Origin of the sequence: Streptomyces sennicomposti, from assembly GCF_019890635.1 — a bacterium.
Taxonomy (GTDB): domain Bacteria; phylum Actinomycetota; class Actinomycetes; order Streptomycetales; family Streptomycetaceae; genus Streptomyces; species Streptomyces sennicomposti.
The window spans coordinates 66,540-92,665 of sequence record NZ_JAIOAB010000025.1 but is presented as its reverse complement, the minus strand read 5'-3'; the positions used below and the strand labels follow the sequence as shown (position 1 = coordinate 92,665).

General features: G+C 74.9%; 24 protein-coding genes and 5 tRNA genes. 19 read left to right on the top strand and 10 right to left on the bottom strand.

The genetic code is table 11. The features are described 5' to 3' along the window. From K7787_RS16550 to K7787_RS16540, 3 genes are all read left to right on the top strand, one after another. A partial coding sequence (locus tag K7787_RS16550) for a glycerophosphodiester phosphodiesterase (RefSeq protein WP_223001871.1) occupies positions 1-1,093 on the top strand: 1,093 nt, incomplete at its 5' end. Positions 1,094-1,167: 74 nt separating this feature from the next. Beyond that, positions 1,168-1,674, top strand: a complete 507-nt coding sequence (locus K7787_RS16545) for an RNA polymerase sigma factor (protein WP_009187665.1) — start codon at positions 1,168-1,170, stop codon at positions 1,672-1,674. Positions 1,675-1,719: 45 nt separating this feature from the next. Continuing rightward, positions 1,720-2,217 carry a GNAT family N-acetyltransferase gene (locus K7787_RS16540; protein ID WP_009187664.1) on the top strand — a complete coding sequence of 166 codons (498 nt, stop codon included), beginning with the start codon at positions 1,720-1,722 and terminating at the stop codon, positions 2,215-2,217. Positions 2,218-2,314: 97 nt separating this feature from the next. On the opposite strand, the gene K7787_RS16535 is transcribed toward K7787_RS16540, so the two are convergent. Then, positions 2,315-2,746, bottom strand: a complete 432-nt coding sequence (locus tag K7787_RS16535) for a hypothetical protein (RefSeq protein WP_009187663.1) — start codon at positions 2,744-2,746, stop codon at positions 2,315-2,317. 1 nt (position 2,747) lies between these two features. Then, positions 2,748-3,107: a hypothetical protein gene (locus tag K7787_RS16530; RefSeq protein ID WP_164394533.1), complete on the bottom strand. Its 360-nt coding sequence runs from the start codon at positions 3,105-3,107 to the stop codon at positions 2,748-2,750. A gap of 658 nt (positions 3,108-3,765) precedes the next feature. On the opposite strand from K7787_RS16530, the gene K7787_RS16525 reads away from it, so the two are divergent. The 8 genes from K7787_RS16525 (at position 3,766) to K7787_RS16490 (ending at position 15,883) form a co-directional block, all read left to right on the top strand. Continuing rightward, positions 3,766-4,821: a methionine ABC transporter ATP-binding protein gene (locus K7787_RS16525; RefSeq protein WP_223001870.1), complete on the top strand. Its 1,056-nt coding sequence runs from the start codon at positions 3,766-3,768 to the stop codon at positions 4,819-4,821. Continuing rightward, complete coding sequence (locus K7787_RS16520; RefSeq protein ID WP_223001869.1) at positions 4,818-5,630, top strand: methionine ABC transporter permease; 813 nt, start codon at positions 4,818-4,820, stop codon at positions 5,628-5,630. The genes K7787_RS16525 and K7787_RS16520 overlap by 4 nt, the downstream gene beginning before the upstream one ends. A gap of 73 nt (positions 5,631-5,703) precedes the next feature. After that, a complete protein-coding gene (locus tag K7787_RS16515; RefSeq protein WP_223001868.1) occupies positions 5,704-6,543 on the top strand; it encodes a MetQ/NlpA family ABC transporter substrate-binding protein in 840 nt (279 codons plus the stop codon). Positions 6,544-6,717: 174 nt separating this feature from the next. Beyond that, a complete protein-coding gene (locus K7787_RS16510) occupies positions 6,718-7,356 on the top strand; it encodes a GNAT family N-acetyltransferase (RefSeq protein ID WP_043260598.1) in 639 nt (212 codons plus the stop codon). A gap of 126 nt (positions 7,357-7,482) precedes the next feature. After that, positions 7,483-8,700: a precorrin-6y C5,15-methyltransferase (decarboxylating) subunit CbiE gene (gene cbiE, locus K7787_RS16505; RefSeq protein ID WP_223001867.1), complete on the top strand. Its 1,218-nt coding sequence runs from the start codon at positions 7,483-7,485 to the stop codon at positions 8,698-8,700. A gap of 394 nt (positions 8,701-9,094) precedes the next feature. Continuing rightward, entirely contained in the window at positions 9,095-13,594 is a 4,500-nt protein-coding gene (gene cobT, locus K7787_RS16500) for a nicotinate-nucleotide--dimethylbenzimidazole phosphoribosyltransferase (RefSeq protein WP_223001865.1), read from the top strand. Positions 13,595-13,778: 184 nt separating this feature from the next. Beyond that, positions 13,779-15,011: a uroporphyrinogen-III C-methyltransferase gene (cobA, locus tag K7787_RS16495; protein ID WP_169438053.1), complete on the top strand. Its 1,233-nt coding sequence runs from the start codon at positions 13,779-13,781 to the stop codon at positions 15,009-15,011. Between the two features lie 53 nt (positions 15,012-15,064). Next, positions 15,065-15,883 (top strand): TrmH family RNA methyltransferase, encoded by an 819-nt coding sequence (locus tag K7787_RS16490; RefSeq protein WP_223001864.1) that lies wholly within the window; start codon positions 15,065-15,067, stop codon positions 15,881-15,883. 30 nt (positions 15,884-15,913) lie between these two features. Here K7787_RS16490 and K7787_RS16485 read toward each other — a convergent pair whose 3' ends face one another. After that, complete coding sequence (locus K7787_RS16485) at positions 15,914-17,371, bottom strand: serine/threonine-protein kinase (protein ID WP_223001863.1); 1,458 nt, start codon at positions 17,369-17,371, stop codon at positions 15,914-15,916. Positions 17,372-17,961: 590 nt separating this feature from the next. On the opposite strand from K7787_RS16485, the gene K7787_RS16480 reads away from it, so the two are divergent. The 3 genes from K7787_RS16480 to K7787_RS16470 all read left to right on the top strand — a co-directional run bounded on the left by K7787_RS16480 (position 17,962) and on the right by K7787_RS16470 (position 19,709). Further along, the gene (locus K7787_RS16480) at positions 17,962-18,156 is read left to right on the top strand and encodes a hypothetical protein (RefSeq protein ID WP_019986071.1); all 195 of its coding nucleotides are present in this window, start codon (positions 17,962-17,964) and stop codon (positions 18,154-18,156) included. Positions 18,157-18,411: 255 nt separating this feature from the next. Beyond that, positions 18,412-19,350: a phosphotransferase family protein gene (locus tag K7787_RS16475; RefSeq protein WP_223001862.1), complete on the top strand. Its 939-nt coding sequence runs from the start codon at positions 18,412-18,414 to the stop codon at positions 19,348-19,350. 80 nt (positions 19,351-19,430) lie between these two features. Continuing rightward, positions 19,431-19,709 carry a TFIIB-type zinc ribbon-containing protein gene (locus K7787_RS16470; protein ID WP_078511993.1) on the top strand — a complete coding sequence of 93 codons (279 nt, stop codon included), beginning with the start codon at positions 19,431-19,433 and terminating at the stop codon, positions 19,707-19,709. 51 nt (positions 19,710-19,760) lie between these two features. On the opposite strand, the gene K7787_RS16465 is transcribed toward K7787_RS16470, so the two are convergent. From K7787_RS16465 to K7787_RS16445, 5 genes are all read right to left on the bottom strand, one after another. Continuing rightward, positions 19,761-19,832, bottom strand: a tRNA-Val gene (locus K7787_RS16465). A 40-nt stretch (positions 19,833-19,872) separates the two neighbouring features. After that, a tRNA-Val gene (locus K7787_RS16460) sits at positions 19,873-19,944 on the bottom strand. Between the two features lie 22 nt (positions 19,945-19,966). After that, positions 19,967-20,038, bottom strand: a tRNA-Val gene (locus K7787_RS16455). A gap of 1 nt (position 20,039) precedes the next feature. After that, positions 20,040-20,113: transfer RNA gene (locus K7787_RS16450), tRNA-Cys, on the bottom strand. A 36-nt stretch (positions 20,114-20,149) separates the two neighbouring features. Then, a tRNA-Gly gene (locus K7787_RS16445) sits at positions 20,150-20,222 on the bottom strand. 223 nt (positions 20,223-20,445) lie between these two features. On the opposite strand from K7787_RS16445, the gene K7787_RS16440 reads away from it, so the two are divergent. The 3 genes from K7787_RS16440 to K7787_RS16430 all read left to right on the top strand — a co-directional run bounded on the left by K7787_RS16440 (position 20,446) and on the right by K7787_RS16430 (position 23,438). Beyond that, positions 20,446-21,489, top strand: coding sequence for a chorismate-binding protein (locus K7787_RS16440; protein WP_009187649.1), 1,044 nt, complete (start codon positions 20,446-20,448; stop codon positions 21,487-21,489). 106 nt (positions 21,490-21,595) lie between these two features. Then, a complete protein-coding gene (locus K7787_RS16435; RefSeq protein WP_019984678.1) occupies positions 21,596-22,417 on the top strand; it encodes an aminotransferase class IV in 822 nt (273 codons plus the stop codon). Between the two features lie 199 nt (positions 22,418-22,616). After that, positions 22,617-23,438 carry a GNAT family N-acetyltransferase gene (locus K7787_RS16430; protein WP_223001861.1) on the top strand — a complete coding sequence of 274 codons (822 nt, stop codon included), beginning with the start codon at positions 22,617-22,619 and terminating at the stop codon, positions 23,436-23,438. A 234-nt stretch (positions 23,439-23,672) separates the two neighbouring features. On the opposite strand, the gene K7787_RS16425 is transcribed toward K7787_RS16430, so the two are convergent. Then, positions 23,673-24,227: a DsbA family protein gene (locus tag K7787_RS16425; protein ID WP_164390600.1), complete on the bottom strand. Its 555-nt coding sequence runs from the start codon at positions 24,225-24,227 to the stop codon at positions 23,673-23,675. Between the two features lie 236 nt (positions 24,228-24,463). Between K7787_RS16425 and K7787_RS16420 the strand changes: the two genes are divergently transcribed. Then, on the top strand, positions 24,464-24,910 hold the full coding sequence (locus K7787_RS16420) for a hypothetical protein (RefSeq protein WP_223001860.1): 447 nt from the start codon (positions 24,464-24,466) through the stop codon (positions 24,908-24,910). Positions 24,911-25,190: 280 nt separating this feature from the next. Continuing rightward, complete coding sequence (locus tag K7787_RS16415) at positions 25,191-25,343, top strand: hypothetical protein (protein ID WP_019984674.1); 153 nt, start codon at positions 25,191-25,193, stop codon at positions 25,341-25,343. Between the two features lie 95 nt (positions 25,344-25,438). Here the strand turns inward: K7787_RS16415 and K7787_RS16410 are convergent, their stop codons facing one another. Continuing rightward, positions 25,439-25,999 carry a CGNR zinc finger domain-containing protein gene (locus K7787_RS16410; protein ID WP_009187644.1) on the bottom strand — a complete coding sequence of 187 codons (561 nt, stop codon included), beginning with the start codon at positions 25,997-25,999 and terminating at the stop codon, positions 25,439-25,441. Positions 26,000-26,126 lie beyond the last annotated feature (127 nt).

Below are 26,126 nucleotides of genomic sequence, written 5' to 3'. Positions count from 1 at the left end.
CACGGCGGCGGGCGGCACCGCGGCGGGCGCGGCCGCCGGTCGCCGGGGCGGCGGGCTCCGCGGCCTGCCGACGCCCACGATCATCGGCCACCGCGGCGCCAGCGGCTACCGCCCCGAGCACACCTTCGGCTCCTACGAGCTGGCCCTCGACCTCGGCGCGCACGTCGTCGAGGCCGGCGACCTGGTGCCCACCCGCGACGGCCACCTGGTGTGCCGTCACGAACCGGAGATCGGCGGCACCACGGACGTCGCCGACCACCCCGAGTTCGCCGGCCGCAAGACCACCAAGACCCTCGACGGGGTGCCGACCACCGGCTGGTTCACCGAGGACTTCACCCTCGCCGAGCTGAAGCGGCTGCGCGCGATCGAGCGCATCCCCGCCAACCGCCCGCACAACACCGTCTTCGACGGCCGCTGGGAGATCCCCACCTTCGAAGAGGTCCTGAAGTGGCAGGACGAGCAGACCCGCAAGCGCGGCCGGCAGGTCTGGATCTACCCCGAGACCAAGCACCCCACCTACTTCCGCGCACTCGGCCTCGGCCTGGAGGAGCGGGTCGCCGAGCTGCTGCGCAAGTACGGCAAGGACCGCAAGGACTCGCCGGTCATCCTCCAGTCCTTCGAGCCCACCAGCATCCAGCGCCTCAACCGTCTCGTCGCCAACCCGCTGGTGGTGCTGCTGTCCGACGCCGGCTCGCGCCCGTACGACTTCGTCGCCACCGGCGACCCGCGCACCGTCGCCGACCTCATCACGCCCAAGGGCCTCAAGGAGATCGCCTCCTACGCGCAGGGCATCGGCCCGACCCTGGACCTGGTCGTCCCCAAGGACGCCGACGGCAACCTCGGCGCGCCGAGCACCCTGGTCCGCGACGCGCACGCCGCCGGACTGCTCCTGCACCCCTACACCGTCCGCCCGGAGAACCCCTTCCTGCCGCCGAAGCTGCGCAAGGGCGCCGCCAAGGACGCCTACGGCGACGTGTTCAGCCTCTACCGCACCTACTTCGCCACCGGCATCGACGGCGTCTTCACCGACACCGCCGACCTGGGCCTGCTCGCCCGCGAGGACTTCCTGAACCACCGGTCCGTCAACCACTGACCCGACCCGCCCTCGTCCCAGTGAACCGCGGCCGTTCCGGCAACCCGTGCCGGGACGGCCGCGTCGTGCCGCATATGACACACGAGATGCTCACCGCCCTGCGCCCCCTGCTCCTGGCCGAGGCCTCCGCGGAGGCACATGCCGCCGGAACCGAGCCGGGCGACCTGGAACAGGCGGTCTGGCTGCGGCTGCTGGAGCGCCTGGAGGCGGACGGCCCGCCGCCCGACCCGCAGGGCTGGCTGCGCCGGGCCGTCCGCTCCGAGGCCCGCCGCACCCGACGCACCATCAGCATCGAACGCCCCTACGGCCTGGAGCCCGCCGACGACAGCGAACGCGGCCCCGAACACCTCGCCCTGGCCGCCGCCCGCGGCCGCGCCCTGCGCGACGCGGTGCGCAGACTGCCCGGCCGCTGCCCCCGGCTGCTGGAGGCGCTGCTGTCGCCGCGGGACCTCACCTACCGCGAGATCGCCGGGGAGTTGGGTATCTCACAGGGCAGCCTTGGGCCGGAACGCTCCAGATGTCTGGGATGTCTGCGACGGCTGCTGGCGCCGGAGGTTGCGGCCCGCGAAGCGCGGGGATAGGTGTGGGGGACGACAGGTGATCAGGTGAGCGGGAGGCATGCGCACATGGGCATGAGCGTGACCATCTCTGCGGCGACCGAGCAGGACGCGGAGCAGATCTTCAGGTTGCAGTACCTGTGCTTCCAGAGCGAGGCCGCCCTGTACGGCAACTACCGCATCGCCCCGCTCGTGCAGAGCCTCGACTCGGTCCGCGAGGAGGTCGCCGAGGACTGCGTCTTCGTGGCGCGGCTCGGCGAGGAGGTCGTCGGCTCGGTACGGGGCCGGGTGACCGAGGACGGCGCCGCCGCCATCGGCAGGCTCTGCGTCCACCCCCGCCTCCAGGGCCACGGCATCGGCGCCCGGCTGCTGCGCGCGGCCGAGAAGGCGCTGGCCGACGAGCGCGGCGCGACCAGGTTCCGCCTGCACACCGGCCACCGCAGCGAGGGCAACCTGCGGCTGTACCGGCGCGTGGGCTACGAGGCGGTCGGCACCTCCCCGGGCGAGGACGGCGTGCCGCAGATCGTCCTGGAGAAGCCGGCCGGCACCTACGTGGCGACCGCCTGACGCGAGGCCGTACGTGCCGCCGCGCGGCCGTACGGGACGCCGCCGTGCGGCCGTCCAGGACGACGCCCCGGCGGCGGGCGCCGTCGGCCCGGTGGGCTCAGGGGGCCGACGGCGCCTGCTCGCGGGTGCGGCGCAGCCAGTACAGGGCCGACAGCGGCAGCAGCACCGGGATGAACAGGTACTCCATGCCGTAGTCCGACCACACGGTGGAGTCCGCGAACGCCGACGGCTCGACCAGCGTCCAGGTCCCGACCCCCAGCACGCCCACCAGCTCGGCGGCGCAGCACACCAGCGCCGCCCTGCGGGCCCTCTCGCCGCCGCGCACCAGCGAGTACGTGATGAAGCCGTAGACCACGCCCGCCACCGCCGACAGGGAGTAGGCGAGCGGCGCCCGGCCGAAGTCGGTGGCGATCTGGTAGACCGAACGGGACACCGCGCCGACGACCATCACGCCGTACAGCCACACCAGCAGCGTGCCCGGCCCGCTGATGAGCCGGTTGCGCGCCGGCTTCTCCTCGACGGCGGTCATCTCAGCCTCCCCAGATGTCATAGAGCCGCACCTCCAGAACGGCCAGGACCACGCCGCCGGCCGCGACCGTCACCGAACCCCAGCGCGTGCGCTCGCCCAGCGACATGAACCCGGCCGCCGGGACGCAGGCGAAGGCGCCCAGCAGATACGCCACGAAGATCGTCGTCCCCTGGTCCGGCCTCTCGCCCCGCGCCAGCGCCACGATCCCGATCACCAGCTGGATCAGGGCCAGCACCGACACCACGGCCATGCCGATGAAGTGCCAGTCCTTCGTCGGCTGGTCACGGTAGGCCGCCCAGCCGCACCAGGCGGCGAGCAGCAGCGCGGCGACCCCGGTCACCAGCGTCAGGACAGCAAGCATGCGGACGACCCTATTACGCACCGGACCCCGCCCGGTCCCCGGGCCGGGCACCGGCGGGGACGGCCCCGGCGCGTGCCGCACGCGGAGGGGCGGCGGACGGGGGCGGGGCCGTGGTGTTGGCCACAGCGTGCCGCCGGGGCGGCGGTGGCCGGCGCCGCCGGGCGGGCGCCGGGCGGCCCGTCCGCGCTGGTCAGCGCCGCGCGCACCGCGCGCCCGTCCCCGCACCGCACCGCGTCCACGGCTGTCCACTATCCGGACGGCGGTGTCCTCTCAGCAGCCCGGGTCTGGTTTACTGACCGCATGACCACGACGAGCTGCCGCATCCCTGCGACCGAGGCGACGATGACGCCCGGTGCTCGTTGTATGTGTCCTACGCGTCGAATGTGCGCCTTCTAGAGGGCCCCCGCACCACCTGAGCCTCGCGCCCCGAAGCGAGTGCCCGCTCATGTCCGCGCCCGCGTCCGGCCCGCCCGGCGTACCGCGGCCGAGCCCGTCCCGCCGCCCGCAGCGGCGCGGGACCGCCCCCAGCGCGCGCACGTCTCTCCTTCCGCCCCCGGCACAGCCAAGGCAAGCGCGCCGCGCGCCGGTCGCACCCGACCATGAACGCCGTGCCCGGCGCCCACGACGCGCCGCGCACTCGACAGTGACGGAAACCCACGTGATCACCACATCGGGCCTCACCAAGGTCTACCGCTCGCGCGGCCGCGAGGTCACCGCCCTCGACGGCGTCGACCTGCACGTGCGCGAAGGCGAGGTGTTCGGCGTCATCGGCCAGTCCGGCGCCGGCAAGTCCTCCCTCATCCGCTGCGTCAACCTGCTGGAGCGGCCCACCTCCGGCACGGTCACCGTCGCCGGCCGGGACCTCACCGCCCTCGCCGGCCGCGGCCCGCGCGCCGGAAGGGAACTGCGGCAGGCGCGCAGCCGGATCGGCATGGTCTTCCAGCACTTCAACCTGCTCTCCTCGCGCACCGTCAAGGACAACGTCGAGCTGCCCCTGGAGATCCTCGGCACGTCGGGGAAGGAACGCTCCCGCAGGGCGCTCGAACTGCTCGACCTGGTCGGCCTGGCCGACAAGGCCGGCGCCTACCCCGCCCAGCTCTCCGGCGGCCAGAAGCAGCGCGTCGGCATCGCCCGCGCCCTGGCCGGCGACCCCAAGGTGCTGCTCTCCGACGAGGCCACCAGCGCCCTGGACCCGGAGACCACCCGCTCCATCCTCCAGCTGCTGCGCGACCTGAACCGGCAGCTCGGACTGACCGTCCTGCTCATCACGCACGAGATGGACGTCGTGAAGTCGATCTGCGACTCGGCGGCGCTCATGGAGAAGGGCCGCATCGTGGAATCCGGCACCGTCAGCGAACTCCTCGCCACCCCCGGCTCACAGCTGGCCGCCGCGCTCTTCCCGGTCGGCGGCGACGCCACCGGCGAGGACCGCACGGTCGTCGACGTCACCTTCCACGGCGACGCCGCCACCCAGCCCGTCATCTCCCAGCTGGCCCGCACCTACAACATCGACATCTCGATCCTCGGCGCGGCCATCGACACCGTCGGCGGCCTCCAGGTCGGCCGGATGCGCATCGAACTGCCCGGCCGCTACGAGGACAACGTCGTGCCCATCGGCTTCCTGCGCGAGCAGGGCCTGCAGATCGACGTCGTGGACAGCGGGGCCGACGCCCCGGCGGACCGGTCCCTGCTGGTCAAGGAAGGTGCCAAGTGACCTGGTCCGAGATGCAGCCGCTGCTGTCCCAAGCGTGTTGGGACACCCTCTACATGGTCGGCTGGTCCACGCTCATCGCGGTCGTCGCCGGCCTCCCGCTCGGCGTCCTGCTGGTCCTCACCGACCGCGGCGGCCTGCTCCAGAACATCGTCGCCAACAAGGTCCTCGGCCAGCTGGTGAACATCGCCCGCTCGATGCCGTTCATCATCCTCATGGTCGCCCTGATGAGCTTCACCCGCTGGGTGACCGGCACGACCATCGGCCGCGACGCCGCCATCGTGCCGCTGGCCATCGGCGCCATCCCGTTCTTCGCCCGCCTGGTCGAGACGGCCGTGCGCGAGGTGGACGGCGGCCTCGTCGAGGCCGTGCAGGCGATGGGCGGCAACACCTGGACCGTCGTGCGCAAGGTCCTCGTCCCCGAGTCCCTGCCCTCGCTGATCGCCGGCACCACCACCACGATCGTCGCCCTCATCGGCTACTCCGCCATGGCCGGCACGGTCGGCGCCGGCGGCCTCGGCGACATCGCCATCCGCTACGGCTACCAGCGCTTCGAGACCCAGCTGATGTGGATCACCGTGGCGATCCTCGCCGTGGTCATCTCCCTCATCCAGTTCGCCGGCGACTTCGCCGCCCGCGCCCTGCACCGGCGCGGCGGCCGCGGCGGCCCGGCCCCCAGGCTGCGGCTGCTGAAGGCCAAGGAGCCCGCGGCGGCCGACGCGACCCGCCCCGGCGCCGCGCCCGCCGACGCGGCCCCCGCCGACGCGGCCCCCGGCGAAGCCGCCCCGGCCGAGGTCAGCAAGGTCGGCTGAGACCGCCCGACGCACCCCCCGACTCCCCGTCCACCCAAGACGGGGCGCACCACCCCTAGGAAAGGCACTTTTCGTGCGTAACACCGCCAAGATCACCACCGCCGTCCTGGCCGCCGGAGCCCTCACCTTCGGGCTCTCCGCGTGCGGCGGCTCCGACTCCGGCTCCGGCAAGGCCGACCCCGACGCCACGCTGACGGTCGCCGCCACGCCCACCCCGCAGGGCGAGATCCTCACCTATGTGAAGGACCACCTGGCCGCGAAGGCCGGCCTCAAGCTGGAGGTCAAGGAGTTCACCGACTACGTGACGCCCAACACGGCCGTCCAGCAGGGCCAGGTGGACGCCAACTACTTCCAGCACAAGCCGTACCTCGACGACTTCAACAAGAAGAACGGCACGGACATCGTGCCGGTGCCCGGCGGCACCGTGCACCTGGAGCCCCTCGGCGTCTACTCCAAGAGCCTCAAGAAGCTCACGGACCTGAAGCAGGGCGCCACCGTCGCCCTGCCCAACGACACCACCAACGAGGCCCGCGCGCTCAAGCTGCTGGAGGCCAACGGCGTCCTCAAGCTGAAGTCGGGCGCCGGCTACGACGCCACCCCCAAGGACGTCACCGACAACCCCAAGGGCCTGAAGTTCAAGGAGCTGGAGGCGGCCCAGCTGCCGCGCTCCCTCGGTGACGTCGACGCCGCGGTGATCAACGGCAACTACGCCCTGGAGGCCAAGCTCAGCCCGGCCAAGGACGCGCTGGCCGCCGAGTCCGCCGAGGGCAACCCGTACGCCAACTTCCTCGCCGTGAAGAAGGGCAACGAGAAGGACCCGCGGGTGGTGAAGCTCGCCAAGCTGCTCACCTCGCCCGAGGTGAAGAAGTTCATCGAGGACAAGTACGACGGCGCGGTCGTGCCCGCGTTCTGATCCGCCCGCGGCGCCGCGGAACACCGACCGGCGCGCCCACGGCACCACATCCGGGGTCCTTCCACGCCGCCCGGCCGGCGGGGGAGGACCCCGTGGTGCGCCCGGGGCCCCTGATACTGCATGCTGGACAGTTCAGCAGCCCTGACGGTATTTCCGAAGGTTACGGAGCGGCGCATGACGAGCACCTTCCCCAACATCTCCATCAGCACGGAGCGGTTGGTGCTGCGTCCCCTCGACGAGGACGACGTCGCCGCCCTGACCGAGATGATGAACGACGAACAGGTCGCGGCCTGGACCGACGTCCCCCAGCCCTTCACCGAGGAGGGCGCCCGGACCTGGATCACCGAGTACGCCCCGGCCGAACGCGCGGCGGGCCGCGGCCTCGACCTCGCCGTCACCGAGTTCCTCACCCAGCGCCTGGTCGGCCTCGTCCAGCTCGGCCGCACCGACTGGCACATACGCTCCACCGAGCTGTCGTACATCGTCGCCCCCTGGGCCCGCGGCGAGGGCTACGCCTCCGAGGCCGCCCTGGCCACCGCCCAATGGCTGTTCGGCGACCAGCGGTTCGAACGCATCGAACTGCGCACCGCCGCCGACAACACCGCCTCCCAGCAGGTCGCCCAGAAGATCGGCTGCATCAGCGAGGGCGTCCTGCGCAACGCCTGCATAGCCCACGTGCGCGCCGAGGACGGCACCTGGACCGACGTGCGCACCGACTTCATCGTGTGGAGCCTGCTGCCCGAGGACCTCGAAGGAGCCGGCGGGGAACTCGCCGACGCCAACGGATTCACCTCCTTCGCCGACTGGAACTGACGGCACGGACCGTTCGGCGGTACGGCCCCGCCGCGCGTCCCCCGCCCGCACCGGGTAATCTCACGGAGCCCGACCGTGGGCGACCGCCACCCTGACGACCTGCGACATCCCTGGAGACTGACGACGATGGCCGACCGGGTCACGGTGATCGGCTGGGACGGTTCGCCGCTGACCGACGCGGCACGCGGCGCACTGGGCGCCGCCACCCTCGTCGCGGGCGCGGCCCACCACCTGGCCCTGCCCGAGGTGCCCCCCACCGCCGAGCGCATCCGCCTCGGCAGCGTCGCCCTCGCCGCCCGCCGCATCGCCGGCCACCGGGGCACCGCCGTGGTGCTCGCCGACGGCGACCCGGGCTTCTTCGGCGTCGTACGCACCCTGCGCGCACCCGAGTTCGGCCTGGAGGTCGAGGTCGTCCCCGCCGTCTCCTCGGTGGCCGCCGCCTTCGCCCGCGCCGGAATGCCCTGGGACGACGCCCAGGTCGTCGTCGCCCACAAACGCACCCTGCGCCGCGCCGTCAACGTCTGCCGCGCCCACACCAAGGTCGCCGTGCTGACCGCCCCCGGCGCCGGACCCGCCGAACTCGGCCTGCTCCTGGACGGCGTCCACCGCACCTTCGTCATCTGCGAGGAACTCGGCACCGACCGCGAACAGGTCACCGTCGTCACCTCCGACAAGGCCGCCGACCACACCTGGCGCGACCCCAACGTCGTCATCGTCATCGGCGGCCGGCCCGGCGCCGCCGAGGACGGCGGCTGGATCGCCGGCCGCGACCCGGCCGCCGGCCCGCGCGGCTGGACCCAGCCCGCCGAGGCCTACGGCGGCGTGCTCGGCGAGGGGGAGACGGAACTGCTGCGCGCCGCCCAACTCGCCCGCCTCGGCCCGCGCGTCGGCGACCTGGTGTGGGACATCGGCTGCGGCAGCGGCGCGTTCACCGCCGAGGCCGCCCGAAGCGGCGCCGCCGTCATCGCCGTCGACCACGACCCCGACGCCTGCGCCCGCACCGAGGCCGCCGCCCGCAGCTTCGGCGTCCAGGCCCACGTGGTGCTCGGCGACGCCCCGCACATCCTGGAGAACCTCCCCGAACCCGACGTCGTACGCGTCGGCGGCGGGGGAGCGGCCGTCGTCGACGCCGTCGCCGACCGCCGCCCGCAGCGCATCGTCACGCACGCCGCCACCCGCGACGCCGCCGAACTCATCGGCCGCGAACTGACCGAGCACGGCTACCGCGTCGAGTGCGCCCTCCTGCAGTCCGTCCAACTCGACACCCGCGCCTGGACGGAGACAGAGCGGAGCGTCGCGTTCCTGCTCACCGGGGAACTCGGCCGCGACGAAGCCCCCCGCTGAGCGACCGCGCCGGACGACCGGACGGGGCCGCGAGAGCGCGCCCCGTGATCGGCTTGTCGTACCGCGCGCGGTAGGCTGGCCGATCGTTGTACCGCACTGGGTGGTCCGGAGCTTCGTTCGTCAATGTCCGGAAAACCCGCCCGTTTTGCGGTGGGTGTGGTACGGCGGAACCGGAGGACGCGCAACGTGGCGCAGTCCACAGCGAGCGGTGGCGGATCACGCTGTCGCGGCGGCCGGACGACCGCGACAATGCCACTGAATGGCTTTGTCGCCTTTTTTGGGCGGGTCGTTCGTGCCGCTGGGCACGCACGCTCGTTCTTCACTGCGGGGCGGTCGGTGCGCCGCTCCCGGTGAGCTGGTCGTAGAAGCACTAACCGATGGGCGAGGGGTACGCATGACCGACACCGGCCAGATCCCGGGCGAGGGGCTGCCGGAGAGCGCAGGCATGGTGGAGCAGCCGGGCGTCCCCGCGCACGGCGTGTACACCTACCTCTCCGAGTCTCCCGCCGAGGACGAAGACCTGCTGCTCCCGGGCTCCCACGGCGCCTGGGGCAACGAGGTGCCCCCGCCCGCCCCGGAGCCGGTCGTCGAGGCCGTCCACCAGCCGGGCCCGCACGAACTGTCGGGCCGCGACAGCGGTTCCGTCGACCTCAGCGGCGTCCTGCACCCCGACCCCATGGCCACGCAGCCCGTCGCCGCCGCGCCGCCGCGCCGCCCGCTGCACCTCGGCCCGCCGATCCCCGACGCCTCCGCGAGCCCGGTGCGCTCGCTGGCCGACCGGGGCCCCGCCGACGTACCGGCCCGGCCGTCCGGCCCCGCCGCCCCCGGCCCCGAGTACCTGGACGCCGCGCAGACGGCGCCGCAGGCCGCCGCCCCCTGGGGCGCGCAGGCCGCGCAGCCGGGCGTGACCGCTCCCGTGGCGGCGCCGGCCGGTGCGCAGACCACGGCCGTGGAGCCGGCCGTGGAAGCGGTCGCCCCCGCCGCCGAGCCCGTGGACGCCGCCCAGGCCGCCGTGGCCCGCCTCACCGCCCAGGCGGTCGCCCCGGCCGCCGTGTCCGCCCCGGAGGCCGTCGCCCCGGCCGAGGCGGCGACCGCGCAGCAGCCCGAGGACGCCCAGCTCCCGGCGGAGCCGGGCACGGACGCAGAGGCCGCGGGTGCTCCCGTGGCCGACCAGGCGCCGGAGGCGACGGCCCCGGCCGCCCCCGCCGCTCCTGCCGCTGCGGCCGAGCCGAGCCCGCAGGCCCAGGCCCAGGGCGAGGCCCAGGACCAGGGCCAGGCGCAGGGCGAGGCCGTGACCGGTTCCGCCGAGGCGGATCACGTGACGGCGGCCGCTCCAGGCGTCGGCGCGGAGAGCGACGCCGCGGCCGGGACGGCCCCGGTCTCCGAGACCGTCCAGGCCCCGGAGCAGGCTGCCGCCGAGGCTGTCCAGGCCCCGGAGCAGGCTGCCGCCGAGGGCGTACCGGCTCCGGAGGGCGTGCCCGCCCCGGGGGCCGCCCAGTCCCCGGAGGGCGGCCAGGGCGATGCCGAGGCCGCGCAGGGTCTCCCGGGCGCGCAGGTCACGGAGGCGGCTCAGCTTCCGGAGGGCGCGCAGACGGCCCCGACGGGCGCTGCCGAGGGCGTCCAGGCCGTGGGCGGTGACGAGGCCGTCGCGGCCGTCGAGACCTCGGAGGCCGCCGTTACGGCCGAGGCCGTGGGCGCTGCCGAGGTGGCTGTCCCTGAGGCCGTCGCCGACGGCCCTGAGGCGCTTGCACCTGAGGCCGCCGGTGGTCCCGAAGTGGCTGCCCCGCAGGCCGCCGTCGGCGCTGATGCCGCGCAGGCGGGCACCGCCGCCGAGGCTTCCGCCTCGGCACCGGAGCAGGCCGCCGTTCCCGGCCAGGCCGCCACCGAGCCGGCCGCCGCTCCCGAGCAGACGGCTGTCCCGCAGCAGGCCCCCGCCGCCGAGGTCAGCGCCCCGGAGCAGTCCCTCGCCGCCGACCAGGCCACCGCCCCGGCGCAGACCCCCGTCGCCGAGGAGGCACCCGCTCCGGAGCAGGCTCCCGCTCCCGAGCAGGCTCTCCCGGCCCAGCAGGCCCCCGAGGCCTCGCAGGTCGCGGAGGCCGCCCAGGCCGGCGACGCCCAGCCCGTCCAGGCGACGGAGGCGGCCCCCGTGCCCGCCCCCGCGCCCGACGCCGCCCAGCCGCACCCGCAGGCACAGCCCGAGACCGCTCCCGCCCCCGAAGCAGCGACCGCCCCCGCCCCGGAGGCCGCCCCCGCCCCCGAGGCCGTGGCCGCCTCCGCCACGGAGGCAGCAGCCGCCCCCGCACCGCACCCCGAGGCCGCCCCCGAGCACCAGGCCGTGCCCACCCCGGAGGCCCCGGCGCAGGTCGCCCCCGAGGCGGCCGACCAGGCTCAGCCGCCGTCGCCCGCCCCCGCGCAGGCCCCGGAAGCCGACCCGCAGAGCGCCGTACCCGTCGCCGCCGCAACCCCCGAGGCGCCCGCCCCCCAGGCGGCCGTCCCGGAGGCCACGCCCCCGGTGACCGGTGCGCCCGAGTCCGCCGACGCCCCCACGGACGCCGCGCCCGGGCAGGCCGTAGAGGCCCAGCCCCTCGCCGCCGCCCCGGCCGAGGCCGCTCAGCCCGTCGCCGTGCCCGCCCCGGCCGACGCCGCCCAGCCTCAGACAGCCCCCGCGCCCGCGGCCGGCCAGTCGCCCCGACCGGCCGACGCGGCACCCGAGTTCGCCACTCCCGAGGCCGCCGCGGCCGAGAACCCGCAAGCCCCCCAGCCCCAGCCCGGCCCCCACGCCGAGCAGGGCGGGCAGGCCGAGCCGGCCGACGCCGCCCCGCTCCCCGAGGTCCCCGTACAGCACCACCCCGACCTCGCCGTGGGTCACGTCGTCGCGGTCGAGGCCTCGGCGCCCATCGCCCCGCAGCAGGCCCCGGAGGCGTACGACGCACCGGCCGAGCAGCCCGCCGCACCCCAGGGCGAGACGGCGGAACCGGCCGTCTCCGTCCCCGCGCCCCGCGACGGCGACAGCGTGCCCGCCGCGCCCGGCGAGGCGCCCGCAGCGCAGGCGGACCAGCACCCGGACGACCCGGACGCCCGGGCCGCCGCCGAGGAAGAGCACCAGGAAGAGCACCAGGAAGAGAGCACGGCCGCAGTGGCAGAAGCACGACAGTCCACCGGCCCGGCCGCGCCCGGCTACGACGAGGCCGAGCGCGAGGCCGTGCTCCGCGTGATGCGCGAGCGCCGCGACATCCGCAACGGCTTCCGCAGCGACCCCATCCCGCACGAGGTGCTGCTGCGCGTCCTGGAGGCCGCCCACACCGCGCCGTCCGTGGGCCACTCCCAGCCCTGGGACTTCGTCGTCATCCGCTCCGCCGAGACCCGCCGCGCCATGCACGAACTGGCCATGCGGCAGCGCGACGCGTACGCCAGGTCGCTGCCCAAGGGCCGGGCCAAGCAGTTCAAGGCGCTGAAGATCGAGGCCATCCTCGAGACCCCGGTGAACATCGTCGTCACCGCCGACCCCACCCGCGGCGGCCGCCACACCCTCGGCCGGCACACCCAGCCGCAGATGGCGCCCTACTCGGCCGCCCTCGCCGTCGAGAACCTCTGGCTCGCCGCCCGCGCCGAAGGCCTCGGCGTCGGCTGGGTCAGCTTCTTCGACGAGCGCGAGATGGTCCGCACCCTCGGCCTGCCCGAGCACCTGGAGGTCATCGCCTACCTGTGCGTCGGCTACGTCGACGAGTTCCCGGACGAGCCCGAGCTGATGCAGGCCGGCTGGTCCAAGCGCCGCCCGCTGTCCTGGGTCGTGCACGAGGAGACGTACGGCCGCCGCGCCCTGCCGGGCGAGGACCCGCACGACCTGCTCGCCGAGACCGTCGCCGGGATCAGGCCGCTGGATGCCAAGGCGCTCGGCGAGGCCTGGGAGCGGCAGAAGCGGATGACCAAGCCGGCCGGCGCGCTCGGCATGCTGGAGATCATCTCCGCGCAGCTGTCCGGGCTGTCCCGGCAGTGCCCGCCGCCGATCCCGGAGCCCGCGGCCGTCGCGATCTTCGCCGGCGACCACGGCGTGCACGCCCAGGGCGTCACCCCGTGGCCGCAGGAGGTCACCGCCCAGATGGTGGGCAACTTCCTCGGCGGGGGAGCGGTCTGCAACGCCTTCGCGACCCAGGTGGGCGCCGAGGTCTGCGTCGTGGACGTGGGCGTCATCGCCGACCTCCCGGCCAGCCCCGGACTGCTGCCCCGCAAGATCCGCGGCGGCACCTCCGACATGACCGCCGGCCCCGCCATGACCCGCGAGGAGGCCAAGAAGGCCATCGAGGTCGGCATCGAGACCGCCCGGGACCTGGTCGCCGCCGGCAACAAGGCGCTGCTCACCGGTGAGATGGGCATCGCGAACACCACCGCGTCCGCCGCCCTCATCTCCGTCTACACCGGCGCCGACCCCGCCGAGGTCACCGGCCGCGGCACCGGCATCAACGACGAGACGCTGGCCCGCAAGACCGAGGTCGTCCGCCGCGCCCTGGAACTGCACCAGCCGGACCCGGCCGACCCCATCGGCGTCCTCGCCGCAGTCGGCGGCTTCGAGCACGCGGCCATGGTCGGCCTGCTGCTCGGCGGCGCCTCCCTGCGCACGCCGGTGATCTTGGACGGCGTCAGCGCCGGCGCCGCCGCCCTGGTCGCCCGCGCCATCGCCCCCGAGGTGCTGGCCGCCTGCATCGCGGGCCACCGCAGCGCCGAACCCGGGCACGTGGCCGCCCTCAACAAGCTCGGGCTGCGCCCCCTGGTCGACCTCGACCTGCGCCTGGGGGAGGGCACCGGCGCGCTGCTCGCCCTGCCGCTGGTGCAGAGCACGGCGCGGGCCATGCACGAGGTGGCGACGTTCGACTCGGCGGGCGTCACCGAGAAGTAGCCCAGCCGCGGCCCGGCCGGGGATGCGCACCCTGCGGGCACCCCCGGCCCGGCCGTACGCTGAACCCACGTCTAGAATCCGCACGTCAGGGCCGCTCCGGAGCCGTAGCGCCCCGTCCCCACCGCTTCGACCGCTGCCACGGCGCCGCCCTGCCGCGGCCGCCCGGACGAGGAGCCGCACTCCCATGGCCGAACACCCCGCCTATCCCGTAGGCCTCCGTCTGACCGGCCGTCGCGTGGTCGTCCTCGGCGGCGGCCAGGTCGCCCAGCGCCGGCTGCCCGCGCTGATCGCGGCCGGCGCGGACATCGTGCTCGTCTCGCCCGAGGCCACGGCGTCGGTGGAGGCGATGGCGGACGCGGGCGAGATCGCCTGGGAGCGCCGCCCCTACCGGGAGGGCGACCTCGCGGACGCCTGGTACGCGCTGATCGCCACCAGCGACCACGACGCGAACACCCGCGCCTCCGCCGAGGCGGAAGCCCACCGGGTGTGGTGCGTCCGCTCCGACGACGCCGACGCGGCGACCGCCTGGACCCCGGCCACCGGCCACAGCGAGGGCGTCACGGTCGCCGTGCTCACCACCGACGCACGCGGCCGCGACCCCCGGCACACCGCCGCGATCCGCGACGCGGTCGTCGAGGGCCTGCGCGACGGCACCCTCGTCGCCCCCCACCACCGCACCCGCACCCCCGGCGTCGCCCTGGTCGGCGGCGGCCCCGGCGACCCCGACCTGATCACGGTGCGCGGCCGCAGGCTGCTCGCCGAGGCCGACGTCGTCATCGCCGACCGGCTCGGCCCGCGCGACCTGCTCGCCGAACTCCCGCCGCACGTCGAGGTGATCGACGCGGCGAAGATCCCCTACGGCCGGTACATGGCGCAGGAGGCCATCAACAACGCGCTCATCGAGCACGCCAAGCAGGGCAGGTCGGTGGTCCGCCTCAAGGGCGGCGACCCCTACGTCTTCGGCCGCGGCATGGAGGAGCTGCAGGCGCTCGCCGAGGCCGGCATCCCCTGCACCGTGGTCCCCGGCATCTCCAGCTCCATCTCGGTGCCCGGCGCGGCCGGCATCCCCGTCACCCACCGCGGGGTGGCGCACGAGTTCACCGTGGTCAGCGGGCACGTGGCCCCCGACGACGAGCGCTCCCTGGTGGACTGGCCGAGCCTCGCCCGGCTCACCGGCACCCTCGTGATCCTCATGGGCGTCGACAAGATAGGCAGGATCGCCGAGACGCTCGTCGCCCACGGCAAGTCCCCCGACACCCCCGTCGCCCTGGTCCAGGAAGGCACGACCGCCGCCCAGCGCCGCGTCGACGCCACCCTCGCCACCGTCGCCGAGACCGTGCGCGCCGAGGACGTCAAGCCGCCGGCCGTCATCGTCGTCGGCCCGGTCGTCGCGGTGGGCCCGCCCGCCGCCGGCTGACCCGCGCCGCCCGAGACCCTCGCACCGCACCAGGACAAGGCAGTGACACCCCCGTGGCCGAACTCATCACCGTCGACGACCCCGCCGACCCGCGCCTGCACGACTACACGGACCTGACCGACGTCGAACTGCGCCGCCGCCGCGAACCCGCCGAGGGCCTGTTCATCGCCGAGGGCGAGAAGGTCATCCGCCGGGCCCTCGACGCCGGCTACACGGCCCGGTCGATGCTGCTGTCCGCCAAGTGGGTCGAGCCCCTGCGCGACGTCATCGACGGCCTCACGGCCCCGGTCTACGTCGCCGCCCCCGACGTCGCCGAGCAGGTCACCGGCTACCACGTGCACCGCGGCGCGCTCGCCGCCATGCAACGCAAGCCCCTGCCCGCCGCCGCCGACGTGCTGCGCACCGCCCGCCGGGTCGCCGTCATGGAGTCGGTCAACGACCACACCAACATCGGCGCGATCTTCCGCTCGGCCGCGGCCCTCGGCATGGACGCCGTCCTGCTCTCCCCGGACTGCGCCGACCCGCTGTACCGCCGCAGCGTCAAGGTGTCGATGGGCGCCGTCTTCTCCGTGCCCTACGCCCGCCTCGACCGCTGGCCGGGCGACCTGGAGCCGGTCCGCGCGGCCGGGTTCACGCTGCTCGCCCTCACCCCGCACGAGAGGGCGAAGCCGCTGGACGAGGTCGCCCCGCACCGGATGGACCGCGTCGCGCTGCTGCTCGGCGCGGAAGGCACCGGCCTGTCACAGCGCGCCCTGTCGGCCGCCGACGAGTGGGTCCGCATCCCCATGTCCCACGGCATCGACTCCCTCAACGTCGGCGCGGCCGCGGCGGTCGCCTTCTACGCGGTGACCGCGGGCCGCCCGACGGACTGAGCGGAGTCCCGCCGCCCGCCGGGGGCCGGGCTAGCGACCGGCGGCGGAAGCCGACGCGGGGTCCGCGTCCGGGACGGCCGGGGCCGCCGCCGCGTGCACGGGTCCCGTCACCGCGCCGCCGTCGCCGCCGAGACCCCGCGAGGGCCCCTGGCACCCCTGCGCCGCCGCGATGCCGAGGGCGACCAGCAGCGTCACCACCACGAACACGAACAGCCGCTGCCGCAGCAGCCGGGGATTGGCGGGCCGCCGGCCGGTGGAGGTGTTGCGCGGCCGGGGCCGGGCGGCGCCGCCCCGCTGAGCCGGACGGGCGCCGCCGCCCGGCCGGGAACCACCGCGCGAGGCCGGGATCGGCCGCCCGCTCCCGTTACGGGCGCGCGGCGCACCGCCGCTGCGGGGAGAGCCGCCCGTGCGCGGCGGAGTGCCGCTGCGCGACGGCGGCACCGTGCCGCGCGGGGCGGGCGTGGCCTGCGAGGAGCCCTGCGGACGCCGCCGCCCGCGCTGCGACTCGGCGTAGCCGGACCGCGACTGCTCGGGACGGCCGGCGCGCTGCTGCTCCGGGTAGGTGGCGCGCTGCTGGTCGGGATAGGTGTCGGCGAGCCGCCCGGTCGGCCGGTCCGCCTCCGCGGCACGCGGCGCCGGCGGCCGCAGATCGCCCAGGCCCTGCGCCTCGCGCGCGGCGATCTCCTTCAGCCGCAGCGACAACTGCAGCGTGCTCGGCCGCTCCTCCGGGTCCTTGGCCAGACAGGCCCGCACGAGCGGGGCCAGCGCGTCGGGCACGCCGTGCAGTTGCGGCTCCTCGTGCACCACGCGATACAGCATCACCTCGGAACTGCCGTGCCCGAACGGCGAGTCGCCCGTCGACGCGTACGCCAGCGTGGCCCCCAGCGAGAACACGTCGGTGGCCGGGGAGACGGCCGCCCCGCGCACCTGCTCCGGGGCGAGGAAGCCGGGGGAGCCGACCGCGGTGCCGACATGCGTGAGCGTCGAGGCGCCGGTCGCCCAGGCGATGCCGAAGTCGATGATCCGCGGCCCCTTCGGGGACAGCAGGATGTTGGACGGCTTCAGGTCCCGGTGCACCACCCCGGCCTCGTGCACGGCGACCAGCCCCTCGGACAGCGCGGCGCCGATCGCCGCCGCCTCCGCCGCGCCGAGCGCGCCCTCGTCGGCCACCTTGTCGTGCAGCGACGGCCCGGGCACGTACTGCGTGGCGAACCACGGCCGGTCCGCCTCCAGGTCCGCCGCCACCAGCCGCGCCGTGCACCCGCCCCGGATCCGGCGGGCCGCCGAGACCTCGCGCGCGAAGCGCGAACGGAACTCCTGGTCCTCCGCGAGATCCGGCCGGATGACCTTCAACGCCACCCGCTGGCCCTTGCGGTCGGAGCCGAGGTAGACCACGCCCATCCCGCCCGCGCCGAGCCGTCGGTGAAGCCTGAACGAGCCGACGACGCGCGGGTCCTCGCGCCTCAGGCGCATCATCGCCATGTTCATCCCCGCTGCCCGGTCCCTGTGACGAGCCACAGCTTACGTTTCCGGGGCCGTTCCCGCGCATAGGCCGCGCCCTCTCGACCCGACCGATCGTCATTGCCCCACGGGCCACTTGAGGGACGGTCAGCGAACCGTCGGCCCGGCCGGCCCGGTCACCGCAGGAGCCCCAACCGCTCGCCGGGCCAAGGGGGTTGGCGTCTTCCCGCGCGGCCGGAAGGAGCGGGCCGCCGGTGCGCGCGACCCGGCGGACGGCCATGGTCCGGCGGCGGACGCGCCCGACCGGCGGGGGTGGACACCGGACCACCCGGACTTGACGGAAGTGAGCGAAGTCACCAGTGGAAACGCCTCAACCCCGGACACTCCGGGCGTCCCCTCCGGGAAGACCCCGAGACCCGCCGCGACGTCTCCACCCAGGGGAGTACGCCCCGGCGCCCGGCTCATCCTCCCGGATGCCCGGCAAGGGGTACGAGGGCATGACGCCCGGCCGCCGCCGCGCGCCTAGATTTGAGGTCAGGCGGTGGGCGCAGCACTCGTCCCCCGAGGTCAAGCGCTCGCCGCCGCAGACGACAACCGACACGGTCAGGAGAGGGACCATGGCCCACACGGCACCGCGGACACTCCTCCGCGGACAGGGACGCGGCACGCGCCCACGCCGTACGGGCCGTCGCCACCCCTTGGTGGCGACGCTGATGGCCCTTCCCCTGGCGGCCCTGCTCCTGCTCGTCTTCGACGGCTGGGAGACGGTGGCCACACAGGCGTCGTCCGTGGGCGTGATGCTGGGGCGCTGAGCGGCGTCCCCAGGCCCGGAAGAGCGGTCCGGGCGGGGACATCCACCCATGAAACCCCGTGGGGACGGGGGTGCGGCGGACGGCAGGATGCCGGCGCAGCTGGGGAGCTGCGCCGGCATCGCCCTTTCCTCCCCCTCCTCCCGCACACCCCGCGAGCACGTGCACCTCGTGAGCCCACGAGCACGTGCGCCTCATAAGCCCACGAGCACGTGCACCTCATAAGCTCACGGTCGCCGCCGTACCCGAGGGAGCCCCGTGACCGCCGACGCCCTGCTGCCCGAGCTGACCGCGCGGGCCGTCCGGGCCGCCCACCGCGACGCGGACGGCTGCCCCTGCGAGGCGGGCGTCCTCGCCGCCCGCCCCGACGCCACGGTCGTCCGGCACGCCGGCGCCGTCGCCAAGGCCCACGCCCCCGGCACCGACCCCGGCCCGCTCGCCCTGCGCGTCGCCACAGCAGCCCGGCTCCCCGGCGTCCTGCTGCCCCCGCTCGCTCCGCACCCCGCCCCGCTCCACGACCGCCTCGTCACCCTCTGGCCCTACGGCGCCCCCGTGGACCCCGACGACCCCGACGCCGCGCCCTGGGAAGCCGCCGCGACGCTCCTGGCCCGGCTGCACCGCAGCCCCGTTCCGCCCGGCCTGCCCCCGATGCGCGGCCCGGCGAAGGCGGCGCAGGCCATCGCCCGCCTCGTCGCGGCCGCCCCGGATCACCCCGCCGCGCCTCCCGTCCTGCGCGCCTGGGCCACGCTCCCCGCCTGGGCCCGCGCCGAGGCGCCCATGCCCGGCCCCGGCCGCCTCTGCCACGGCGACCTCCACCTCGGCCAACTGGTGCGCCACCCGGCCCCCGACGGCCCCTGGAAGCTGATCGACGTCGACGACCTCGGCGCCGGCGTGCCCGCCTGGGACCTCGGCCGCCCCGCCGCCTGGTTCGCCTGCGGACTGCTTCCGCCCGAGGCGTGGAGCCGGTTCCTCGCCGCCTACCGCGCGGCGGGCGGACCGGCCGTCCCGGCGACCGGCGACCCGTGGACCGCCCTGGACACCGCGGCCCGCGCGCTGACCGTGCAGACCGCCGCACTGGCCGTCGCCAAGGCGACCGAGGCCGGCCGCCCGGTGGACGAGGTCGAGCAGGCCGTGGTGGACGCCTGCGACCGAATGGGCCGCCGCCCGCCCCCGTTGGCCGACGCCCCGCCGAAGTAGGGTGCAACCGACCGCGGTCGGACGGAGTCTGTCCTGGCGGTACCCGAAGCAGAATCCACCGGCGAGGAGTTGAGCCGAGCATGCAGTGTCCGAAGTGTCATGCGCCGATGCACACCTACAACCGCAACGGCGTCCAGATCGAGCAGTGCAGCGGCTGCCGCGGCATCTTCCTCGACTACGGCGAGCTGGAGGCGCTGACCCGCCTGGAGGCCCAGTGGACCCAGCCCGCGCCGCCCCCGCCCGCCCCGCAGGCCTACCCGGCCCCGCCCGCCCCGGCCTGGGGCGCGCCGCACGGCGGCCACTACGGCCACGGCCACCACCACAAGAAGAGCTTCGGCCGCATGCTGTTCTCCAGCTGAGACACGACGAAGCCCCCGGCCGTACGAGACGGCCGGGGGCTTCGGGCTGTGTGGACGATACTGGGATTGAACCAGTGACCTCTTCCGTGTCAGGGAAGCGCTCTCCCGCTGAGCTAATCGTCCTCGGGACCGAGATCGTACACCGACGACCACGGGCACTGCGTGCGCGATACTGGGATTGAACCAGTGACCTCTTCCGTGTCAGGGAAGCGCTCTCCCGCTGAGCTAATCGCGCGGGTCGAAGCCTGGGGCTTCAGTGGACGATACTGGGATTGAACCAGTGACCTCTTCCGTGTCAGGGAAGCGCTCTCCCGCTGAGCTAATCGTCCTTGGAGGTGGAGACGGGATTTGAACCCGTGTAGACGGCTTTGCAGGCCGTTGCCTCGCCTCTCGGCCACTCCACCAGGAGTGCTGGGGACCGGGAGTCCCCTCTTCCTACGAGCGGACGACGAGGCTCGAACTCGCGACCTCAACCTTGGCAAGGTTGCGCTCTACCAACTGAGCTACGTCCGCCTGTCGGTTCGGTCCGCTTCCGCGTCCCGGCGACGTGTTGAACTCTAGCGGATTCCCCGGCCAGTACAAAAACGCGTTTGCGCAGCGTGCTGCGGTGCGTCCCGCCGGCCACCCGGTCGCACCCGTGCCCGGACCCCCGCCCGCGCCCCCGGCCGGGCTCCCCGCAGGTCACCGAGGGATCACCGCACGGTCACCGGCGCGGGCGCGCCCTAGACTCGACCGCGTGTCCGACCTGCCTGCCCTCGCCCGCTTCGGCGACCGTCTGGCCACCGGCCTGACCGACGTCACCAGCGACCCCGCGGCCCTCGACTCCAGCGGCTTCTGGGCCGTCGCCGCCGACTACGAAGGCCGCCTGACCTGCGCCCGCTTCCGCGACGTACAAGAGACGCCGGTGCCCGCGCCCGCGCCCGGCCGCTGGCACGGCCCGGCGGCCGCCGACTGGACGTCCTCCCTCGACCACGCCGCGTACACGGCGGGCGTCCGCCGCATCCGCGAGCACATCGCGGCCGGCGAGGTCTACCAGGTGAACCTCTGCCGCGTCCTCTCCGCGCCCGTCGCGCCCGACGCCGACGTGGACGCCCTGACCGCCGTGCTCGCCCACGGCAACCCGGCCCCCTACGCCGGAACGATCCGCCTGCCCGGACACGGCGTGGAGATCGCCACCGCCTCGCCCGAACTCTTCCTGCGCCGCGCCGGCCGCACCGTCGAGTCGGGTCCGATCAAGGGCACCGCCCGCACCGAGGCCGAACTGCTGCCCAAGGACCACGCCGAGAACGTGATGATCGTGGACCTCGTCCGCAACGACATCGGGCGGATCTGCACCACCGGCAGTGTCACGGTCCCCGACCTGTGCGCCGTCGAGAAGCACCCCGGCCTGGTCCACCTCGTCTCCACGGTCCGCGGCGAACTGCGCCCCGGCGCAGGCTGGCCCGACCTGCTGGCCGCCGCCTTCCCGGCCGGCTCCATCACCGGCGCGCCCAAATCGAGCGCCCTGCGGATCATCGACGCCCTGGAGACCGCCCCCCGCGGCCCCTACTGCGGCGGCATCGGCTGGGTCGACGCCGACCGCGGCACCGGCGAGCTGGCCGTCGGGATACGCACCTTCTGGATCGACCGGGACCCCGGCGGCACGGCCGTCCTGCGGTTCGGCGCCGGCGCGGGCATCACCTGGGACTCCGACCCCGAGGGGGAGTGGCGGGAGACCGAACTGAAGGCCGCGCGGCTGCTCGCGGTAGCGTCGGGTACGTACGCGGAGACCGGGCTCTGACCCCGGCGGGCCCGCGCCGCCCGGCGACCCGGGGGACGCGGCCGCCGGCGGGCCGGACCCCGGCCGACGCGACGCACCCGGCACGGACTTGTGAGGTAGGGAAGCAGTGAGGATCTGGCTCGACGGCGGGCTGCGGGACATCGAGTCCGCGCGCGTCTCCGTCCTCGACCACGGACTGACCGTGGGCGACGGCATCTTCGAGACGGTCAAGGCGGTCGACGGGAAGCCCTTCGCGCTCACCCGCCACCTGGACCGGCTGACCCGCTCGGCACGCGGCCTCGGCCTGCCCGACCCCGACCACGACGAGGTCCGCCGCGCCTGCGCCGCCGTCCTCGACGCCAACCCGATGCCGCTCGGCCGGCTGCGCATCACCTACACCGGAGGCCACGGCCCGCTCGGCTCCGACCGCGGCGACCAGGGCCCCACCCTGGTGGTCGCCCTCGGCGAGACCAGCCGCCGCCCCGACTCCACCGCCGTCGTCACCGTCCCCTGGACCCGCAACGAACGCGGCGCGCTCACCGGCCTGAAGACCACCTCCTACGCCGAGAACGTCGTCGCCCTCGCCCACGCCCACCGCCACGGCGCCTCCGAGGCCCTGTTCGGCAACACGGTCGGCCGGCTCTGCGAGGGCACCGGGTCCAACGTCTTCGTCGTCCTCGACGGACAGATCCACACCCCGCCGCTCGCCTCCGGCTGCCTCGCGGGCATCACCCGCGCGCTCGCCGTGGAGTGGACGGGCGCCAAGGAGACCGACCTGCCGCTGGACGTGCTCGACCGGGCCGAGGAGGTCTTCCTCACCTCCACCCTGCGCGACGTCCAGGCGGTCCACCGCGTCGACGACCGCGAACTGCCGGGCGCGGCGGGCCCGGTGACCGCCAAGGCCATGCGGATCTTCGACGAGCGCGCGGGCGACGACCTCGATCCGTGAGGACCGGACCCCGCATCCGATCGGCGGCCCCGGTCGGTGACCGCGGGTCGGTGACCGCGGGTCCGTGAGGGCCGGACCGGTACGGCCCGTTCCGCGCGGCCCAGTCGACGGGAGGCCCGTTCGGTGAAAGGCCCGTTCGTCGGGAGCCGGGCTCCTCATCGGGCTGACCGGCGGCCCCGCAGAGGGTAGAAATCGTTCGATGACCACGACCCTGCGGCCCGTTGAGCCGCTTCAGCAGCACGACGACGGGACCCGTTCACGCCGCTACCAGGTGTGCGTGAACAGCCGTCCCGTCGGCACGGTCCACCTCGCGACCCACCCCTTCTTCCCGGCCACCGCCCGCCTCCTCGACCTGCGCATCGAGGAGCCGGACCGCGGCCGGGGCCGGGGCACGGTGGCCGCACTGGCCGCCGAGGAGGTGGTGCGCGGCTGGCGCTGCGGATGGATCGAGGCCATCGTGCCCGCCGACGCCGAGGCCGCCCTGCGGCTCGTCACCGCGCTCGGCTACGTCCAGCGCAACCGCGGCCTGGAGAAACGGCTCGGCGACGTCCCGCCCGAACTGCCCGCCGGCAGCCGGGGCCGGGAGCTGACGGACGCCGAGTACGCGAGGTGGCTGGCGGACGGCACGGAGAGCTACACCCGGACCTGGACCGAGCGCGGGGTACCGGAGGAGCGGGCCCGGGCCAAGTCACGGGACGACCACGCCCGGCTGCTGCCGCAGGGCGCTGCCACCCCGAACATGCGGATCAGCGTCCTGGAGCACGAGGGCGTCCCGGTCGGCACCGTGTGGGTGGCCCTCGACGAGGACCGCGCCTTCGTCTACGACGTCGTGGCCGACGAGCGCTTCCGCGGCCGGGGCCACGGCCGCTCGCTGATGCTCCTGGCCGAGCGGCACGCGGTGGCCGCCGGGAAGAACCGGATCGGACTGAACGTGTTCGCCGGCAACACCCCGGCCGAGCGGCTCTACGAGTCCCTCGGCTACGAGCCGACGGTGTACGCCCTGCACAAGCAGTTGCTCTAGTCCGCCCGCCCCGCCGCACCGGTCCGGCCCGGGAACCCCCAGGGGAGATCGCTCAGGGGGTGCCGGGTCGGGGGCGCCAGGCCGCGCCGCCGGGGGCGGCCAGGGTCCTCCCGGCACGCTGGTGAGCGCGAGGCGCGCCGGAAGAGCCGGCGGGTTGCCGAGGGCGCCCGTCGCGTCACTCAGCGGCGCGCCCGGAAGGCCCGCCGAACCGGTCAGCGGCGCCGGGGCACCGGTTCAGCCGTTCTCACCGGCCTCCGCGCCGGCTCCGGCGCCGCTCCCGGCCGCCAGCAGCCGGTCCACGATCGCCTCGACGCGCTCGCGCAGCCCCTCCTGGCTCTTGCCGCCGTCCAGACGCTCGCCGCCGACGACGTACGTAGGTGTGCCGGTCACCCCGATCGCCTTGCCCTCGGCCTGGTCGGCGTCCACGATCAGGATGTGCCGGCCGTCGATGAGCGCGGTGTCGAACTCCTCGGCGTCCAGGCCCAGTTCACGGGCGGTCTCGACCAGGAACGACTCGCCCCGCCGGTCCAGCTCCTCGACCCGGCCGAGCACCGCCTCCACATACGGCCACAGCCGGCCCTGCTCGGCGGCCTCCTCGGCGGCCTGCGCGGCGGCGAAGGCGTGCTTGTGCTTCTCCAGCGGGAAGTGCCGCAGCCGCAGCTCCAGCCGGTCGCCGTAACGGGCCCGCAGGGCGCGCAGATCGTCCAGGGCACTGCGGCAGTCCGGGCACTGCAGCTCGCACCAGACGTCGAGGACCGGGACGGCGGATGCGGAGGAGGAGTCGCTCATGCGCCCAGTCTTCCAGGACTGCCGCACAGGACCCAATCCACGCGGCGGCGGCCCCGGCCTCCCGAGGAGCCCGGGTCGTCGCCTCCTCCCGGCGGACGCCGGTCACCGGTACCCGCGAAGGAGGCGACCCGGAGATCTCCCTGATGTCCGCCGGGAGCGTGGCCCCGGGGGAGGGGAGAGGTGCAGGATGGAAGGGACGAACTGCCCGACCGGCGAGCCATGCCCTGGAGGACCGGATGATTGCCGAGACCGTATGCTCCGCCGTCTCCGCGGCCGGCCTCGGCATCGCCGCGGTCACGGCCTATCGCAAGCGTTTCCTCGCGGCGGCCCGCATCGCCGCCTACTCCCTGGTCCCGGTCGCCCTGGTGATGACCGGCGTCGTCGGCTGGCTGGCCGACACCGCCTTCAGCCTCACGGCCTGGGCCGGCTTCGCCCTGCTCGGCTGCGCCTGTCTGCTCTTCGCGACGACCCGCGCGGTGGAGCGCCGCCGGGGCGGCACCCGCAAGGAGCGCAGGGCGGCGGCCCGCGCCGCGGGCGGCGAGGCGGTGGCCCCGGCCGCGTCCGCGCCGTCCCTGGGCGCCGCCGGACCGGCAGCCCGGCCCGCCGCCCGGCCGCAGGCCAAGCCCCGGGGCGAGGACGACTTCAGCGACATCGAGGCGATCCTCAAGAAGCACGGCATATGACGGACGGCCCGGCGGCCGACAGGTCGTCCGGGCCGTGCGGGCCGTCCGGGCCCGCGCACGGACGACCTGCCGGGCCACCCGAGGTGCCCGAGGCGTCCGGGCGGCCCCAGGGTGAGCGCCGGGTGTCCACATGCTGAGCCGGCAGTGTCCAAGGAGTGTCCCGGAAGTGATCAGTACCCGGGCCGATCCGAAACGAAGATCACGGAAATCGGCGAACTCCCGGACATTCCGCGCGTGTTGATCGCGTCGGCGGCGCAGCCTGCGTCATCATCGCCGCGAGATGGTGGACACGACACAGAGTGAGGCCGCGCCGTCGAAGGACAAGCCGCGCGGTTGCCTCTTCGCCCTATCCCAGCCGCCGCTGATGATCTTCCTTGCGGTGATCGGGAGTCTGCTGCTCATGGCTGCGCTGCACGACCTGCTGCTGCTGTGAGCCGTACCGTGGGTCCTCGGCGTCACCCGCCGGGGACCACGACCTCACCGGGGATCACGGCATCACCGGGACCGGCGACGACACCGCCCGGGCCGTCAGCCCGCGGCCTCCTTGCGCCGCGCTCGGTACGCGGCCACATGCAGCCGGTTGCCGCAGGTCCGGCTGTCGCAGTACCGCCGCGACCGGTTGCGGGACAGATCCACGAAGGCCCGCCGGCAGTCCGGGGCCTCGCAGCGCCGCAGCCGCTCCTGCTCCCCGGCCACCACGAAGAAGGCCAGGGCCATCCCGCAGTCCGCGGCCAGGTGGTCGGCCACCGAGGCACCGGGTGCGAAGTAGTGGACATGCCAGTCGTAGCCGTCGTGGTCCGTCAGCCGCGGCGTGGTGCCCGCGGCGGCCACCAGCTCGTTGATCATGGTGGCGGCCGTACGGGCGTCCGGGGCCGCGAAGATCTGGGCGAACCGGCTGCGGATCCGGCGCACCGCCGAGAGATCGAACTCCGAGAGCACCCCGATGTCGCTCACCTCGTGGCTGCGCACGAAGTCGGCGAGCGCGGTGACGTCCGCCAGCCCGTCCGGCGCCGCGTCGTCCTCCGGCGCGGTGTTCACCAGATCGACCACGGTGTCCAGCGCGCACCGGGTGTCGTGGGTGATCAGCACGTTTCGCTCCCTGCCCTGGGGATCGGGCACACGCCCGTCGATGCTGGCCGATGGTAGTGGCTCGGCCGTCGCCCGGGCAGGCGTGGCGACACGCGCGTCGGGCCACGGCGGGCACACGGGCGCTCCG